Raw genomic sequence first — 15,856 nt, 5'->3', positions numbered from 1 at the left:
ATGCAAACCTATCAAATTAAACGTGCACTTACCGACCAGAATGACCTGCTCTTATTACATTAGCGATTATTATGTTAGATGATCTGATGTTAAGTCCTGATGTAAGTTTTTATATTGGAGCATTGGTACAGTGGGGTTTTTTAATGGCCTTTTTGTATTCATTCGTTTCTAGCATTAATAAGGCTGACAAAAAGCGTGTTTGGTTATCTTTAGTGATGACTGTTTCATATCTATCAAGCCTTTTTATAGATATTCAAACAATACGGTACCTCGATTTTTTTTATTTTGATATAGCCACTATTTTTGCCCTAGTGGTGCTTAATTTATTTATTAAAGAGAGGCTTATATCCGCCTATTTATTAACGGGGCTCTCAGTGAATGCCATCCTATTTTTAGGAATGCATTTAGATACCGTGGTTTATAAAAACTACGAACCGTGGCTTTTTACAGTACTTTACTCTTGGCTAGTTAACTTTAACGACTTTGCCATGGTTGCTGTTTTCTTCATTAAAAAAGACTTCTTGGGTTTGGTTAAAGCAAAATCATACATATACAAACAATTGAGTCGAAGTTTATAAATGCTTGAACATGCCACATTAATGCTTGGTTCAATCAATGCCCATTTGAGTATTTTTATCACATGGTTTTTTGCTGTTGCATTTCTTTATAATTTAACAATAAGCATAAATGTTAAAAACAGAAGCGTTATGTTTCTGTCTTTAATAATGATGTTGTCGTATACGCTGACCTTAATAATGGGAAAAGCGCAGTTAATTATTACGACTTCGTTTTATTTAGATTTTGCTCTATCTGACGTGGTTGCTATTTTTGCAATCGTGACCTTTTCACACTTTTACAAAGCGCCTTACTCAATTGCATATTATTATCTTATTCTTGGTTTGAGTCTTAACGCTATGCTGTTTTTGGTTATGCATTACGATTATGCTGTTTCGGCTAATTATGATTATTGGTGGGGTTGGGGATTGTATGCTATTGGACAGGTTTCTAGTGATATAATAATGGCTTTAGTACTCATTATTAACAAAGATATTTTAGGTTTGGTTAAATTGAAAAATGCTGTGTTGAATCGTAAAACACCGGTGGCTAGGTAATGGGTAGTTTTTTGGAGGACTTCTTTTGGAGTCTCGCTGCAATTAGCAATCTCTTAGGTATACCTATCACATGTTTATTTGTTTTTGCATTTTTATATAATCTGTCTACGGCCATTAATAAATCAGACAATAGCCGTACTCAACTGTCATTAATTATGATGGTTTCTTATAAGTTGAGTTTGTTCATTGACATGTCTACTCTATTACTGTTCCTAAAATTATTTGCCTTTGATGTGGTCACTATTGCCGTTATTTTTATTTGGCGGCTGTGCTTAGGTAAAGTGATCCCTATTGGTTTTTATTATTTAATAGTAGGGCTCTGTATTAACGCATCGCTTTTTATGGCCATGCATATCGATACTATAGTAAATCCAACACATGAATTTTGGTGGTTATGGATGCTTTATAGCTTTTCAGCACCTATTGTTGATTTCATAATGGCTTTAGTACTTATTGCCAATAAAGATATTTTAGGGTTGGTTAAATTGAAAAGTGTTGTCTTGAATCGTAAAACACCGATGGCTAGGTAATGGATAGTAATTTGGAAAGTATTTTTTTAAGCCTAGCTGAAATTGGTGATCTACTCGGTATTTTTATTACGTGGCTATTTGTTTTTACTTTTCTATATAATTTATCTGCGGCTATTAATAAACCTGATAATAGCCGAACTCAATTGTCATTCATTATGATGATTTCCTATACGTTGACACTGTACATATATGCATATACGCCATCAGTTTACTTGCAACTATTTGCCTTTGATGTCGCTACCATTATCGTTATTTTTATTTGGCGGAAGTGCTTTGGTAAAATAATTTCAATTGGCTTTTATTATTTAATCGTAGGGCTCACTACTAATGCAATATTTTTTATGGCTATGCATATTGATACAATAATACAGCCTTATGATGGATATTGGTGGTTATGGGGGGTATACGGATTAGTGGTACCACTTGTTGATTTAACGATGGCTTTAGTACTTATTGTCAATAAAGATATTTTAGGGTTGGTTAAATTAAAAAATGTTATGTTGAATCGTAAAACACAGGCAGTTATGTAATGGGGAATAAATTGGAAGACTTTTTCTGGTTTATGGTCTCTATCGGTGAACTTTATGGTATTTTTATAGCTTGGCTATTTGTTTTTACTTTTTTATATAATTTGTCTGCGGCTATTAATAAACCTGATAATAGCCGCACTCAACTGTCATTAATTATGATGGTTTCTTATACGTTGAGTTTATATATAGATATAAGCCAATACTCTGCTCACCTTCAGGTGTTAGCTTTTGATGTAGTTACCATTGCCGTTATTTTTATTTGGCGGTTTTGTTTTGTCAAAGTACCTCCCATTGCTTTTTACTATTTAATTGCAGGGCTATGCATTAACGCATCGCTTTTTTTGGCCATGCATATCGATAATGGAATCAATCAGAATTACAAATTTTGGTGGTTATGGGGGGTATACTGTTTATTGATGCCTTTGGACGAATTAATCATGGCTTTAGTACTCATTATCAATAAAGATATTTTAGGCTTGGTTAAATTGAAAAATGTTGTGTTGAATCGAAAAGCACCGGTGGCTAGGTAATGGGGAGTTTTTTGGAAAACAACTTTTTTAGCCTCGCTGAAATTGCTGAGCCCTTTGGCATACTCATTACATGGCTATTTGTTTTCACATTTTTATATAATTTGTCTGCGGCCATTAATAAACCTGATAATAGCCGCACTCAACTGTCATTCATTATGATGATTTCTTATTCGTTGAGTTTGTACATAGATGTATATACGCCATCAGTTCATTTACAGTTATTTGTCTTTGATGTCGTCACCATTATCGTCATTTTTATTTGGCGACTGTGCTTTGGTAAAATCATACCAATTAGTTTTTATTACTTAATAGTAGGGCTCACTATAAATGCGACACTTTTTATGGCGGTATATATTGAATCAATTGTAAGGCTATATGATGGATATTGGTGGTTATGGGGAGTTTACGGGTTAGTGATGCCGCTTGTTGATTTAACGATGGCTGTAGTACTTATTACAAATAAAGATATTTTAGGTTTGGTTAAATTAAAAAACAGTGTGCTGAATCGTAAACCACTGGTGGCTAGGTAATGGGTAGTTTTTTGGAAGATTACTTTTGGATGATGGTTTCAATAGCTGAACCTTTTGGTATTTTTATAACGTGGCTATTTGTTTTCTCCTTTTTATATAACTTGTCTGCGACTATTAATAAAACCGATAATAGCCGAACTCAACTCTCATTCATTATGATGGTTTCGTATACTTTGTGTTTATACATAGATATGTATACACCACTTAGGCATTTACAGTTATTTATTTTTGATGCGGTTACGATTGCGACTATTATTATTTGGCGTTACAGCCTAGGAAAAGTGATCCCTGTCAGCTTTTACTACTTGGTAGGGGGGTTGTCTATTAACGCCACGCTTTTTCTGGCAATGCATGTTGATTTTATAGTAAACCCATATTGCGGTTATTGGTGGTTATGGGGAGTTTACGGGTTAGTGATGCCGCTTGTTGATATAACAATGGCTGTCGTACTTGTTACTAATAAAGATTTGTTAAAACTGGTGTGGTTAACTAAAAAACTAACCACACGTGCTTAATGTATTATTAGAGGCTTAATACCTCTATATTTTTTGCTTTGGTAAAGCACTCACTAGGTTTAATTAGTATTGCAGCCTACTTTTTCTTTGAGTGCTTTTACAATAATAGGGTCTACAAATTCGCTTACATCGCCATGATGACGAGCCACTTCTTTAACTAAAGTAGATGAAATGAAAGAATTTTTTTCAGCAGGTGTTAAAAATACACTTTCAATATCGGGGTTTAGGCGGCGATTCATGTTTGCTAATTGAAATTCATAATCAAAGTCAGACACCGCTCTTATACCGCGAATAAGTACGTGTGCATTGTGATCGCGTGCTAAATCGGCCAGTAATCCAGAAAAACCAATGACTTTTACGTTATCTAAGTGGCTTAATATTGTGTTTGCTAGCGCCACACGTTCTTCAAGGTTAAAACATGGCTGCTTACTTGGGTTATTAGCAACAGCAACCAAAACAGTGTCAAACATTTTGGCAGCACGCTGTATTAGGTCTGTATGCCCATTAGTAAGTGGATCAAAAGTGCCGGGGTAAATTGCAGTAACGTTCATAAGGTTCACAAATTATAATTTTGTAGCAGTTTAACAGTGTTTACAGAACAAATCAGCCCAGTTGCTAGTGCAGCCATTAGCGGTAATTTTAAGCCTTGTTTAGGGCGTGTTTTAATTGTTAATTTTGTTTATACTGCCTATCCAAATTTGAGTGTAATGTAGCCAATAGACTATTTGAGTATTAGCATATGAATACCAAGGAAAAAATAATACACACCAGTATTTCGTTGTTTAATGAAAATGGTGAGCGTGCAATCACAACGAACCATATTGCATCGAGCTTAGGGATGAGTCCGGGTAATCTTTATTATCACTTTAAAAATAAAGAAGATATTATTCGCCATATTTTTGCGCTTTACCGTGATCACTTAAGTACACATTTTAAGCCTATTGATAAAGACGACGATGCATTTAGTCATTTAACTGCTTATCTCGACTCGCTATTTGAACTTATGTGGCGTTTTCACTTTTTTTACGACAACCTTGGCGATATCCTCTCTAGAGATACCGACTTAAAACAAGCGTATATTGATTTTCAGCTTGAGTTATTAGAGCAAGTTCGTAACGTTATTTTGGGATTGCGTGACAAAGGCATGATCGCCATTGACGAACAAGACGTGACCGAATTAGCCCACACGCTTAAACTCACTGTTAGCTTTTGGACACCTTACATAAAAGCACGAAGACCTAGTGGTTCGCTTGCTGAGCAAGATATTTATTATGGTATTTTAAAAGTATTGGCTTTATTTAGGGCCTACAGCACAGAAAAAAGCAGCGTACAGATGAACCAACTTCGCGAAAAGTACACGGCACTTGCACAGCAAGCACCGGCAGTAGCATAACGCTTCATTTATTGGCTGTTTCCTAGACGTTAAAATTTTTGCTATAATCGCGCGCCAAATGCCTGGGAGCGCGAATTCCCGCAGTCTAAGAGTGAACTATGCTTAAATTTATCGTCAAACTACACCCCGAAATAGCTATCAAAAGCCGCTCGGTTCGTAAACGCTTTACTAAAGTGTTAGAAAATAACATTAAAATTGTATTGCGTCGTATTGACGAAAAAGTACAAGTAAGAAACAACTGGGATAACATTTCAGTTGTCACCAAATTAACTGACGCGCAAACTCGGTTAGACTTTATTGATAGTTTGCAACGCATTCCAGGTATAGTGCAATTTATTGAAGTGACTGAAGTCGAATTTAGTACGTTGGACGAAATTTATCAAAAAACCTTTGAGTTAATTGGCCACACAATTGCGGGTAAAACATTTTGTGTACGTGCAAAACGTATAGGCCAACACGACTTTACTTCAACTGATTTAGAGCGTTACGTTGGTGGTGGTTTAAACCAACACGTTGAAGGTGCCCGCGTAAAACTTAGCCGCCCAGAGGTGACTATTCGTCTAGAAGTAAAAGATGACAAAGCCTACATTGTAACGCAAACACATTTGGGTATGGCGGGCTTCCCTTTGCCAACTCAAGAAGATGTGCTGTCGTTAATGTCGGGTGGGTTTGACTCAGGCGTAGCTAGCTACCAAATGATACGAAAAGGCGCGCGTACGCACTTTTTGTTCTTTAATTTAGGTGGCGCTGCCCACGAAATTGGCGTTAAACAAGCGAGTTACTTTTTATGGAAAAAATACAGCTCTACTCATAAAGTAAAATTTATTACGGTCGACTTTGAACCTGTTGTTGCCGAAATTTTAGAAAACGTTGAGAACAGCCAAATGGGCGTTGTACTCAAGCGTATGATGATGCGTGCCGGTAGCGCAGTGGCCGAAAAGCTAAATATTCAAGCGCTTGTAACGGGTGAAAGTATTGGGCAGGTGTCCAGCCAAACGTTGGCTAATTTAAGTGTAATTGACCGCGTAACCGAAACCCTTATTTTACGCCCGCTAATTCAGCATGATAAGCAAGAGATTATAAACATTGCGCGCCAAATCGGTACCGCTGAAATGGCCGAAACTATGCCAGAATACTGTGGTGTTATATCTAAAAAGCCAACGGTAAAAGCAAAAATAGACGTGATTAAAGGCGAAGAAGAAAAGTTCGACTTTGATGTACTTGATACCGTTATTGATAACGCGCGCGTTATGGATGTTCGTGATATCGACGTAGAAGCTAAGCAAGAGCTTAAAGAGGCAGAATCGGTTGCCGATTTACCGCCAGGTTCAGTTGTTGTTGATATTCGCTCTCCAGAAGAAGAAGACGCGGCGCCGCTTGAGATTGAAGGTATTGAAGTAATCCACCTACCGTTTTTCCGCTTAGCTACAAAGTTTGGCGACCTACCAAAAGATAAAGACTACTACCTATATTGTGATAGAGGTGTAATGAGCCAGTTGCAAGCGCTTATTTTACACGAGCAAGGCTTTACAACTGTAAAAGTGTATCGTCCTTAAAGGGTAAGTAAATACGTTAATAGTTTATAAAGCGTGGTTTAAACCACGCTTTTTTTTGCCTGAATTTTAGCAAGTAACTCATTATTAATTGGGGTTTTGATGTTGTAACGTTTGCCTTGATCGCTAATATACCCACAAATAGCCATTATTTCTGTTGGCCTGTTATTAGCAATATCTTGCTGCATTGAAGAATAATTTTCAGCGGTAAGCGCCATTACTGTGTAAGCGTTATCTAACGCATCAGCTAAAGCAATATTCAACCCTTTTGCGTTAGCAACCCTGCAGCCCTCATAGAGTAAACTCATTATCGTTGCGCTAAATACAGGGGCACGCAATTGGCCGTTTTTTATATTGTGAAGTGCAGTTAGCGGGTTAATAGCCACATTAACCAACAGCTTTTCAAAGCGAAGTTGCTCAATGTTATTGACCACTTTTAAATTGGGAACTGCTTGAAGTAGTGGTGATATAAATTGTGAGTTTTTAGCTGCAAGTTTATTACAGCCACCAATCACGCTTTGCCCTTCACCGGTATGTTGCACAATGTACTGGGTAGACTTAAATCCGGCCATGCTGGTGGTTAAAAAGTATAGTGCTTGCTGAGTGTTTAGCTGAGGAATAAGCTCTTCAATATTTCCCATTCCATTATGAGAAACGACTAATATTGAATTTGCAGCAAGATAAGGTTTTACTTGTGAAAACGCATCTTGGACCTGAAAAGCTTTAACTGTAAAAATAACAACATCATAACTAGGTTGTTGCGCCAGATCGCTTAAATTAATAAAGCGTGCATTAATGTTATGTGACGGAGCGTTTTTACGGCTATAAAAACGCGTATTGCAGGTTGGTTTGCGTGTTAAAACATGAACATTATTTTTGTGACTTAAAAAGTGGCTTAGTAACAAGCCAATAGCGCCATCGCCTACAATTAAAATATTAGTCATAGGGATTCTTTTTTCGAGGTGTAAAAATAACTCTTAGTAAAAAGTAACTAGCAGCACCAGCAAAATCAGCTATAAAATCGCCAATAGAGGCCTGCCTGTAGGGGAGTGCGTCTTGCATTATTTCAATTGATGCGCCGTAACCGGCCAATAACAAAATTTGTGCGTACAAAGGAAGCTTAAACGCTTTATCCATAATAATAGCAAGCACAAAAAAAATCCCAAAATGAGCTACTTTATCAATGTGTGGAAATAGGTTAGCTGCGCCTTTTATTTCTTTGGCAAATAAAAAAGTAAACGCTACGATGCTGAGCAAAAAAACAGCTTGGTAAACACGCCTTGTCACGTAAAATCCTAGAGTCGCTTAAAAAAGAAGCTTAAGTATATCAAACTAAATTAGTATCGCACCTGAACAAGATGCAGAAAAATGTAAAGATTTATAATTTTAGCGTTATAATTGCGCCATAAAATTAAGATTGAATAGTTAGGAGAAAACCAATGCCTTCATTTGATATTGTATCTGAAGTAGAAATGAACGAAGCACAAAATGCGGTAGATAATGCAAACCGTGAACTTGAGACTCGCTTTGACTTTAGAGGTGTTGATGCATCTATTGAGCTAAACGACAAAACAATTAAGCTAAAAGCTGAAGCTGATTCACAGGTTATGCAATTGTTTGATATTTTAGCGGGTAAAGTTTCTAAGCGTGGTATGGATGTAGCGAGCTTAGAGTTACAAGATATTAGCCGTGCAGGTAAAAATGTTTTTCGTAATGTTGCGCTAAAGCAAGGTATTGAAAAAGATGTGGCTAAAAAAGTAGTAAAAGCCATTAAAGATTCTAAAGTAAAAGTGCAAGCGGCTATTCAAGGCGAGGAAGTACGCGTAACGGGTAAAAAGCGTGATGACTTACAAGCTGCTATGCAAGTGGTGCGTACTGCCGATTTAGGTCAGCCTTTTCAGTTTAAAAACTTCCGCGATTAATTATAAAAGCCTTTTGGGCGCTTTATAAATAAAAAGCCAAATAGCCGCGCAGGTTATTTGGCTTTTTTTATGAACGCGGCATAGTTTTTGTTTTTAATTGATTTTCTTTTTAGCTGTATAGACGTCCGTTGACATTTTTTATTAAACTCCTCACAATAGCGGCCTATTTTCAAGGTGCTTATTAATCTTTTCAATGGTTTGATTTTTTTAATAAGATAATCGGGAAGTTGGTGCGTTTTCATGATGACTACAATCCCAACACTGCCCCCGCAACGGTAAAGTAGTACATAAAGCTATGTATTTACTGAGTCCGGAGACCGGCCTTGATGTAATCTTACTTAGTTCTTTGCGGTGGGCAAAGAAGGGGAACTTCATGTTAAAAAAAACAACTCTTGGCGTTGCAATTACTGCTGCGCTGTCACTATCTGTATCTGCTGCAGAGCAATCAATCGAAACCATTACGGTAACCGCTAATAAGTTTGAACAATCAATTACTAATGTATTAGCGAGTGTAAATGTTATAACTCGTAATGACATTGAAACCAGTAATGTTCGCGACTTACCAACGCTATTAACGTCTCAAGTTGGCTTTCAGGTAAACCCTAATGGCGGCTTTGGTCAAAATGCCGGTGTTTCACTGCGCGGTACGGGATCGGGTGATACGCTAATTTTAATAGACGGTGTGCGCACCGGTTCGGCAACGCTTGGTCAAAAAGCATTAAGCAATGTGCCATTAAATAGTATTGAGCGCATTGAAATAATAAAAGGTTCACGTGCTGCAGTGTATGGCTCTGATGCGCTAGCGGGTGTTATTAATATTATAACGCGCGAGTCAGATAACCTTTCGGTCAGTGCTACGTTTGGATCTGACGCGTACCAAGACTACCAGATTGCTGGTTCTGTAAAAGCAGGCGATGTAACAACGGCCTTTAATGCAGGATTTGAAAAGACGGACAACTTTGATGTACTTCAAGGGGCAGCACCCGATGAAGACGGTTTTGAAAACAAAAACCTTGGCTTTAAAGTAAACTATACCGATGCGCACTACGGCGACTTTAAGTTACTAGGGCAATACAGTGAAGGCTTTGCTGATTACGACAGCCGTTTTAGTCCTGCCGATAGTACGATTGAGCGAGGTGATTTTAAAAATTACCAGCTTTCGGCTGGTTGGAATAAAGACTATAACAATCAAACACACAGCCTTGATATAGCATTTGCAACGGATGACTCAGACAACCGTTATGTTGATTTTTCTCAAGGGCCAACAACAAGTACGTTTGTTACTAAGCGCTCACAAATTGACTACAACGGCCAATACCGCTTAAACGACACGTTAAACATTAGTGGTGGTATTAATTGGTACAATGATGACGTATCACAAAGCTCAACCACGTTTGAAGTGCAAGAGCGCGATGTATTAGCTGTATTTGTTGGCGCATATTACGATGCGGATGAGTTGCTTGCCAATTTAACTGTTCGTCAAGATGACGATGAGCAATTTGGTAATGAAACAACGTACACAGCGGCAGCTGGCTATCACTTATCTGAAGACGCAACTTTCAGAATAAGCCAAAGCACGGGCTTTAAAGCGCCAACATTTAATGATTTGTACTTTCCTCTTTACGGCAATGCCAATCTTCAACCTGAAACGTCAGTGAATCGTGAGCTTGGCTTAAACGTCGACTTTGATACTGTGCGTGTCGATGTCGCTATTTTTAGAAATGAAATTGAGGATAAAATTGATTATGACGCTAATTTTACACTCACCAATATTAATGAGGCCCAATATGAAGGTGTTGAATTTAGTTTAGCCAATCAAATTTTGGGTTTTGATAGTAATGTGAATTTTGCTTACCTAAGTGCCGAAGATAAAGAAACAGGCGAAGCGCTTAGAAACGTTGCCAAACGAACCTTTAATTGGGAGCTTGCAAAACAGTTTGGTGCATTTGATACAAGCATAGCAATGCAATATCGCGGTGAGCGAGCAGGGGCGGTTTCGCAATTGGGTTCGTATACGCTTTGGAATTTAGCAGGCAATTACCAAGTAAATGATGAAATTACGGTGTCGCTTCGTATAGAAAACGTATTCGATAAGGAATACAACGCAGTTGATTCTAACGCTGATTTTACAACAGGGCAGGTGTATTACTACAACACGCCAGAGCGCCGCTTTTTTGCTGGCATAGATTACCAGTTTTAAATAATCTAAATAAAAAGCCCGGTTTTACCGGGCTTTTTTGTGTTTTTACTCAGCTAAAAACTCTTTAAATACGGTTTCAAACTTATGTAATTTTGGTGCGATTAACATACTGCAATAACCCTGTTGTGGGTTTTCGTTGTAGTAATCTTGATGATAGTGCTCAGCAGGGTAGTAAGTTGTCACCGGGCTGACTTCGGTAACAATAGGCTCACTAACATGGGTTTGTAGCTGTTCAATCATAGTGTTAGTAAGCGCAAGTTGTTCGTCATTATGGTAATAAACAACACTTCGGTATTGTGTGCCAATATCGTTACCTTGGCGATTTAATTGCGTAGCATCGTGCAAAGTAAAAAACATAGCGAGCAATGTTTCAAAGCTTACAATGGTGCTATCAAATTCAACTTTTACTACTTCGGCATGGCCCGTTGTACCACTGCATACTGATTTGTATGTTGGATTGTCAGTATTGCCACCGGTATAACCCGAGCTTACATCAGACACGCCATTTACACGCCTAAATGCTGCGTCAATACACCAAAAACAGCCACCACCAAAGGTTGCTACTTGCGTTGTTGAACTCATAATTATTCCTAATATTTGACAAAGGTCACGCAAAGCATAAAGCTTAGCGCCATAACAACAAGGTTACGACGCGTTAGCTTGCTTAGATCTCTTCAAGCGGTTTTTCGGCTGCTTGTTTATTAAGTTTTTGTTGTAAATATTCAGGCGATTGTGTGTTACGAGCAAGCGCATAATACGCTGCTGGCACAACAAATAAAGTAAGTAGCGTTGAAACAATAACCCCGGTAAATACCACAACACCAATTACCATACGGCTTTCAGCGCCAGGGCCTGATGCTAATACCAATGGCACTGAGCTCATAACCGTTGTTAGCGATGTCATTATTATTGGGCGTAAACGTTGTGTAGCCGCTTGTAATATTGCTTCGCTAAATTCTACACCTTTGTCGCGTAATTGGTTGGTAAATTCAACAATGAGTATCCCGTTTTTAGCGCTTAAACCTATGAGCATAACAATACCAATTTGGCTGTAAATATTAAGCGTAAGTCCGGTAGACCAAAGACCAAACATCGCGCCCATTAAACCAAGGGGGACCGTTAGCATAATTACAAATGGGTGCATAAAGCTTTCAAATTGTGCTGCCAATACCAAAAAGGTAACTGTTAGCGCTAATACAAATACGTAGGTCATTGCTGATGCGCCTTCGTAATAAAGCTGAGATTCACCTTTGTAGTCTATTGCGCCGTCAATGTCGTTTTCTTCTGCGGCAACATTGTTTAAAAAGTTAAGTGCTTGTTCGAGTGTGTAACCATCGGCTAAGTTTGCGCTTAAGGTTATTGAGCGCATACGGTTGTAACGGTTTAAGCGTGAGGCTGTAGCCTCTTCTTTTAAGCTTATTAGGCTGTCTAGCGGAACCAGCTCACCACTGCGTGATTTAAGGTATATATTTGAAATATCGGTCGGGTTATTAAAGTCTTCTTTTGTACCTTTCAAAATGACATCGTATTCTTCACCTCTATCTATAAAGGTTGTCACACGACGCTGACCCAGCATGGTTTCGAGTGTACGACCAACATCAGACACAGACACCCCTAGATCGGCCGCTTTATTTTTATCAATGCTTACTAAAAACTGTGGGAATGTTTCTTTGTAATCGTGATCGATTCTAACAAGGCCTGGGTTTTGTTCTGCACGTTTAATAATGCGGTCACGCCAATCGGCAAGCTGAGCATAATCATTACCTTGTAGAACAAATTCAATAGGGCGAGATGAACCGCCACCGCCAATACCTCGGCGCATAATAGCAAACGCACGTACATCGGTGACTTCGCGCATTTTGCCACTAATTTCATCCATTACTTCCCACGTAGAGCGCTTGCGTTTGTCCCAATCAGCCATACCAACAATAGCAACACCGCCGCTACCGCCCCAGCCAGGAACACGAACAAGCACACGGCTTAGCTCGCCAGACTCAGAGTAAGGCATAAGGCGTTCTTCAATTTTTGCCATATTGGCGGCATTGTTTTCGTAGCTAGCCCCTTCAGGCCCGCTCATCATAATAAAAAAGGTGCCGCGGTCTTCTTTAGGTGTTAGCTCTGAAGGTACTTGCAGTAATAATGAATAACTCACAAAACCCGCTAATACTAAGCTAACTAACAAGCCCCACTTTTTGGTCATGTTGGTTGAAAGTGAATTACGGTAACTGCGCTCTAATTTAGTAAACTGGCGGTCCATCCATTGGCTAAATTTATTAGGTTTGTCGGCACTTTTTAGAACTTTTGAACACAATGCTGGTGCAAGCGTAAGCGCGGTTACACTTGAGAAAAAAACAGCTGCGCTTACAGCCATTGCAAATTCGGTGAATAACGCGCCTATCCGGCCATCCATAAATACTAAAGGAACAAACACCGAAATAAGCACAAGTGTAGTTGCTACAATTGCAAAACCTACTTCTCGTGCGCCTCTGTACGCTGCCAGTAATGGTGGCTCGCCAAGCTCTATACGGCGGTGAATGTTTTCAAGCATTACTATGGCGTCATCAACAACCAAACCAATGGCAAGTACTAACGCAAGTAGGGTTAGTAAGTTGATTGAATACCCCATAGCGAGCAAAAACATAAAGCTGCCTACCAAGGCTACGGGTACGGTAACAGCAGGGATAAGCGTTGCACGGATATTGCCTAAAAACAAAAATATAACTAAAACAACTAAGCCCATAGAAATGGCAAGCGTACTGTATACTTCGCTAATCGACTCTTTAATGAATACAGACGAGTCGTAACTGTCTTGAATTGTTGTGCCTTCAGGTAGGTTACGTTTGATTTTTTCAAGCTCACTCCGTGCGTTATCTACCACGGTTAAAGTATTTGCCTTGGCTTGTTTTACAATACCCAAGCCAATCATGTTGCGGCCGTTACCACGGAACAAACTTTCGTCGTCGGCGGCCTCTAGTTGAACATCGGCTACTTCGCCAAGGCGAACTAAATAGCCATCTTCACCGCGTTTAATAACTAAATTTTTAAAGTCGCGCTGATCTTTGTAGCTTCGGGCCGTACGTACCGTAAAGTCGCGATCAATTGATTCAATTTCACCAGCAGGTAACTCAACATTTTCTGTGCGCAGGGTGTTTTCTATATCGCTTGAGGTAATTCCGCGTGCAGCCATGGCTTGGCGGTTGAGCCAAATTTTCATCGCGTATTGGCGCTCTCCGCCAATTCGAACATTAGATACCCCATCTACAACTGCTAAGCGATCAACTATAAAGCGCTGCGCATAATCAGAAAGTTGCAACGAGTCCATGGTTTCGCTATTTAGTACAAACCAAGCAATAGGGCTTTCATCACTGTTTGACTTAGATACCTCAGGCGGACGTACTTGTTCTGGGAGACTGTCGAGTGCTCTTGCAACACGTTCACGTACATCGTTAGATGCCGCATCTATATCGCGACTTATATTAAACTCAATAGTAATGTTTGAGCGGCCATTACGGCTTGATGAGTTTATACTTTTAATACCTTCAATACCGGATATTCGGTTTTCGATAACTTGGGTTATTTTAGTTTCGATTATCTCCGCTGATGCCCCGGTATATGAGGTACTAATATTTACAATCGGAGTTTCTATATCGGGGTACTCGCGTAGCGGTAACATACTAAATGCGACTAAACCAAAGGTGAGTAGCAATAAGTTAATTACAATTGCAAAAACGGGGCGTTTAACGCTAGTGTCGGTAATTTTCACGTATTACCCCTTAACGCTAACTTTACTGCCTGAGCGAATTTTTATCAGCCCCTCAGTAATAATTTGCTGGCCATCGGTTAAGCCTTCATCAATGGCTACCCAACCGTTATTTCTGCCTGCAACGTGCACTTCTATTTTGTTTGCAACGCCATCTGTAATTTTAAACACGTAGTGTTTGTCTTGCAGTGGTATAACCGCTTTTTCAGGAACCATAAGTGCTTGGCTTGTACTTAGCTCAAGTGCGGTATTTAGCAACATTCCTGGGCGTAATAGGCCCGATTTATTGGCAAAACTAGCAGTTACTTCAATGCTGCGTGTCACGGCGTCAATACGTGAGCTAATATGTGTTACTTTCCCTGTGAATGTTTGATCAGGGTAAGCGTCGTTTTGCGTTAATACTTTCATGCCAATGGCAAGTTGCGCCAAATATTTTTCAGGGACTTTAAAGTCTACTTTTATAATACTAATATCATCAAGGGTAGTGAGTATGGTTGCATTATTAACATAAGCGCCTACAGATATTTCGCGTTTACCTAGCAGGCCAGAAAAAGGCGCACGAATGGTCATTTCGCTTAACGTTGTTTTAGCGCTTTCGAGTTGTGACTTGGTCGCGTCTACAACAGATAATTGCTCTTCGAGCAACGATTTAGCTGTAGACTGTGTACGTGAAAGTTCTGTAAGACGGTTAAGCTGACGCTTTTCTTCTTGTAAATTAATGCTGAGTTCTTCAACGGCTAACTCTTCTTGTCTGCTTTGCAATTGCACAAGTTTTTGGCCCTTACTCACTAAATCACCATCTTTAAAAAATATGTCGGTAACATAGTCGTTTTGTGCGCTTTTAATGTAAATAGCTTGATTTGCGCGTGCGCTACCAATTGCTTCTATCATTACAGCGTTTTCTTGCGAAGTTACTGTATGTGCAGAAACCTGTGCAGACATGTTAGAAAAATTGGCTTGTTCGCCATGGCTTGAGGGTAAATATAAGTAAACACTAAATATTAAAAGTAGTGTAATAATGAATGGAAAAAGAGCTTTGCCTGATTGTCTAGAGTACATCGTTTTCATACCTGAAAATTAATTATAAGTATTGTACGAAATAAGACCGGATAAAGTCTGTTATGTGTCTCATAATTTTGTGCGTTAGGCGTAAAAGTAAGTAATATTAAAGGTGTGTACCGGTTTTTGTTTAATTAAAGCGATAAATATATGAATTTTAAAACATCTTGTAAGGCCTGCATGACAGCCAGAAAAGTAATTTTATGGGCTATTATTATGTTT

General features: G+C 38.9%; 17 protein-coding genes and 1 riboswitch. Of the genes, 11 read left to right on the top strand and 6 right to left on the bottom strand.

The genetic code is table 11. The features are described 5' to 3' along the window. Nucleotides 1-71 precede the first annotated feature (71 nt). From PMAN_RS10925 to PMAN_RS10895, 7 genes are read left to right on the top strand one after another with little or no spacing between them, the layout of a single operon-like run. Entirely contained in the window at nucleotides 72-578 is a 507-nt protein-coding gene (locus tag PMAN_RS10925) for a hypothetical protein (protein WP_010556960.1), read from the top strand. Continuing rightward, nucleotides 579-1,112, top strand: a complete 534-nt coding sequence (locus PMAN_RS10920; protein WP_010556961.1) for a hypothetical protein — start codon at nucleotides 579-581, stop codon at nucleotides 1,110-1,112. It begins immediately after the preceding gene. Further along, nucleotides 1,112-1,642: a hypothetical protein gene (locus PMAN_RS10915; protein WP_010556962.1), complete on the top strand. Its 531-nt coding sequence runs from the start codon at nucleotides 1,112-1,114 to the stop codon at nucleotides 1,640-1,642. Before PMAN_RS10920 ends, PMAN_RS10915 begins: the two co-directional genes overlap by 1 nt. Further along, on the top strand, nucleotides 1,642-2,172 hold the full coding sequence (locus PMAN_RS10910) for a hypothetical protein (protein WP_006791546.1): 531 nt from the start codon (nucleotides 1,642-1,644) through the stop codon (nucleotides 2,170-2,172). Before PMAN_RS10915 ends, PMAN_RS10910 begins: the two co-directional genes overlap by 1 nt. Then, nucleotides 2,172-2,702, top strand: coding sequence for a hypothetical protein (locus PMAN_RS10905; RefSeq protein WP_010556963.1), 531 nt, complete (start codon nucleotides 2,172-2,174; stop codon nucleotides 2,700-2,702). The genes PMAN_RS10910 and PMAN_RS10905 overlap by 1 nt, the downstream gene beginning before the upstream one ends. After that, complete coding sequence (locus PMAN_RS10900; RefSeq protein WP_010556964.1) at nucleotides 2,702-3,232, top strand: hypothetical protein; 531 nt, start codon at nucleotides 2,702-2,704, stop codon at nucleotides 3,230-3,232. The genes PMAN_RS10905 and PMAN_RS10900 overlap by 1 nt, the downstream gene beginning before the upstream one ends. Next, the gene (locus PMAN_RS10895; protein WP_010556965.1) at nucleotides 3,232-3,747 is read left to right on the top strand and encodes a hypothetical protein; all 516 of its coding nucleotides are present in this window, start codon (nucleotides 3,232-3,234) and stop codon (nucleotides 3,745-3,747) included. Before PMAN_RS10900 ends, PMAN_RS10895 begins: the two co-directional genes overlap by 1 nt. 59 nt (nucleotides 3,748-3,806) lie before the next feature. On the opposite strand, the gene coaD is transcribed toward PMAN_RS10895, so the two are convergent. After that, on the bottom strand, nucleotides 3,807-4,298 hold the full coding sequence (gene coaD, locus PMAN_RS10890) for a pantetheine-phosphate adenylyltransferase (RefSeq protein WP_010556966.1): 492 nt from the start codon (nucleotides 4,296-4,298) through the stop codon (nucleotides 3,807-3,809). A 188-nt stretch (nucleotides 4,299-4,486) separates the two neighbouring features. On the opposite strand from coaD, the gene PMAN_RS10885 reads away from it, so the two are divergent. Continuing rightward, on the top strand, nucleotides 4,487-5,140 hold the full coding sequence (locus tag PMAN_RS10885) for a TetR/AcrR family transcriptional regulator (RefSeq protein WP_006791540.1): 654 nt from the start codon (nucleotides 4,487-4,489) through the stop codon (nucleotides 5,138-5,140). 98 nt (nucleotides 5,141-5,238) lie between these two features. Then, complete coding sequence (gene thiI / locus PMAN_RS10880) at nucleotides 5,239-6,696, top strand: tRNA uracil 4-sulfurtransferase ThiI (RefSeq protein WP_010556967.1); 1,458 nt, start codon at nucleotides 5,239-5,241, stop codon at nucleotides 6,694-6,696. Nucleotides 6,697-6,734: 38 nt separating this feature from the next. Here thiI and PMAN_RS10875 read toward each other — a convergent pair whose 3' ends face one another. Both PMAN_RS10875 and PMAN_RS10870 read right to left on the bottom strand, forming a co-directional pair. After that, nucleotides 6,735-7,637 carry a ketopantoate reductase family protein gene (locus PMAN_RS10875; protein ID WP_010556968.1) on the bottom strand — a complete coding sequence of 301 codons (903 nt, stop codon included), beginning with the start codon at nucleotides 7,635-7,637 and terminating at the stop codon, nucleotides 6,735-6,737. Beyond that, on the bottom strand, nucleotides 7,630-7,980 hold the full coding sequence (locus PMAN_RS10870; RefSeq protein ID WP_006791537.1) for a VanZ family protein: 351 nt from the start codon (nucleotides 7,978-7,980) through the stop codon (nucleotides 7,630-7,632). The genes PMAN_RS10875 and PMAN_RS10870 overlap by 8 nt, the downstream gene beginning before the upstream one ends. Nucleotides 7,981-8,132: 152 nt before the next feature. Here PMAN_RS10870 and PMAN_RS10865 point away from each other — a divergent pair, with 152 nt between their 5' ends. Together PMAN_RS10865 and PMAN_RS10860 are read left to right on the top strand one after the other, a co-directional pair. Further along, the gene (locus PMAN_RS10865) at nucleotides 8,133-8,615 is read left to right on the top strand and encodes a YajQ family cyclic di-GMP-binding protein (protein WP_006791536.1); all 483 of its coding nucleotides are present in this window, start codon (nucleotides 8,133-8,135) and stop codon (nucleotides 8,613-8,615) included. 176 nt (nucleotides 8,616-8,791) lie between these two features. Next, nucleotides 8,792-8,955: riboswitch (cobalamin riboswitch) on the top strand. A 33-nt stretch (nucleotides 8,956-8,988) separates the two neighbouring features. Continuing rightward, nucleotides 8,989-10,815, top strand: a complete 1,827-nt coding sequence (locus tag PMAN_RS10860) for a TonB-dependent receptor domain-containing protein (RefSeq protein ID WP_010556970.1) — start codon at nucleotides 8,989-8,991, stop codon at nucleotides 10,813-10,815. A gap of 45 nt (nucleotides 10,816-10,860) precedes the next feature. Here PMAN_RS10860 and msrA read toward each other — a convergent pair whose 3' ends face one another. The 3 genes from msrA to PMAN_RS10845 all read right to left on the bottom strand — a co-directional run bounded on the left by msrA (nucleotide 10,861) and on the right by PMAN_RS10845 (nucleotide 15,634). Further along, on the bottom strand, nucleotides 10,861-11,397 hold the full coding sequence (gene msrA / locus PMAN_RS10855; RefSeq protein ID WP_010556971.1) for a peptide-methionine (S)-S-oxide reductase MsrA: 537 nt from the start codon (nucleotides 11,395-11,397) through the stop codon (nucleotides 10,861-10,863). An 82-nt stretch (nucleotides 11,398-11,479) separates the two neighbouring features. Beyond that, nucleotides 11,480-14,578, bottom strand: a complete 3,099-nt coding sequence (locus PMAN_RS10850; RefSeq protein ID WP_006791532.1) for an efflux RND transporter permease subunit — start codon at nucleotides 14,576-14,578, stop codon at nucleotides 11,480-11,482. Between the two features lie 3 nt (nucleotides 14,579-14,581). Continuing rightward, nucleotides 14,582-15,634: an efflux RND transporter periplasmic adaptor subunit gene (locus tag PMAN_RS10845; protein WP_010556972.1), complete on the bottom strand. Its 1,053-nt coding sequence runs from the start codon at nucleotides 15,632-15,634 to the stop codon at nucleotides 14,582-14,584. Nucleotides 15,635-15,856: the final 222 nt, after the last annotated feature.

Origin of the sequence: Pseudoalteromonas marina (assembly GCF_000238335.3) — a bacterium.
GTDB classification, from domain to species: Bacteria; Pseudomonadota; Gammaproteobacteria; order Enterobacterales; family Alteromonadaceae; genus Pseudoalteromonas; species Pseudoalteromonas marina.
This window is presented reverse-complemented; position numbering and strand designations above follow the sequence as displayed.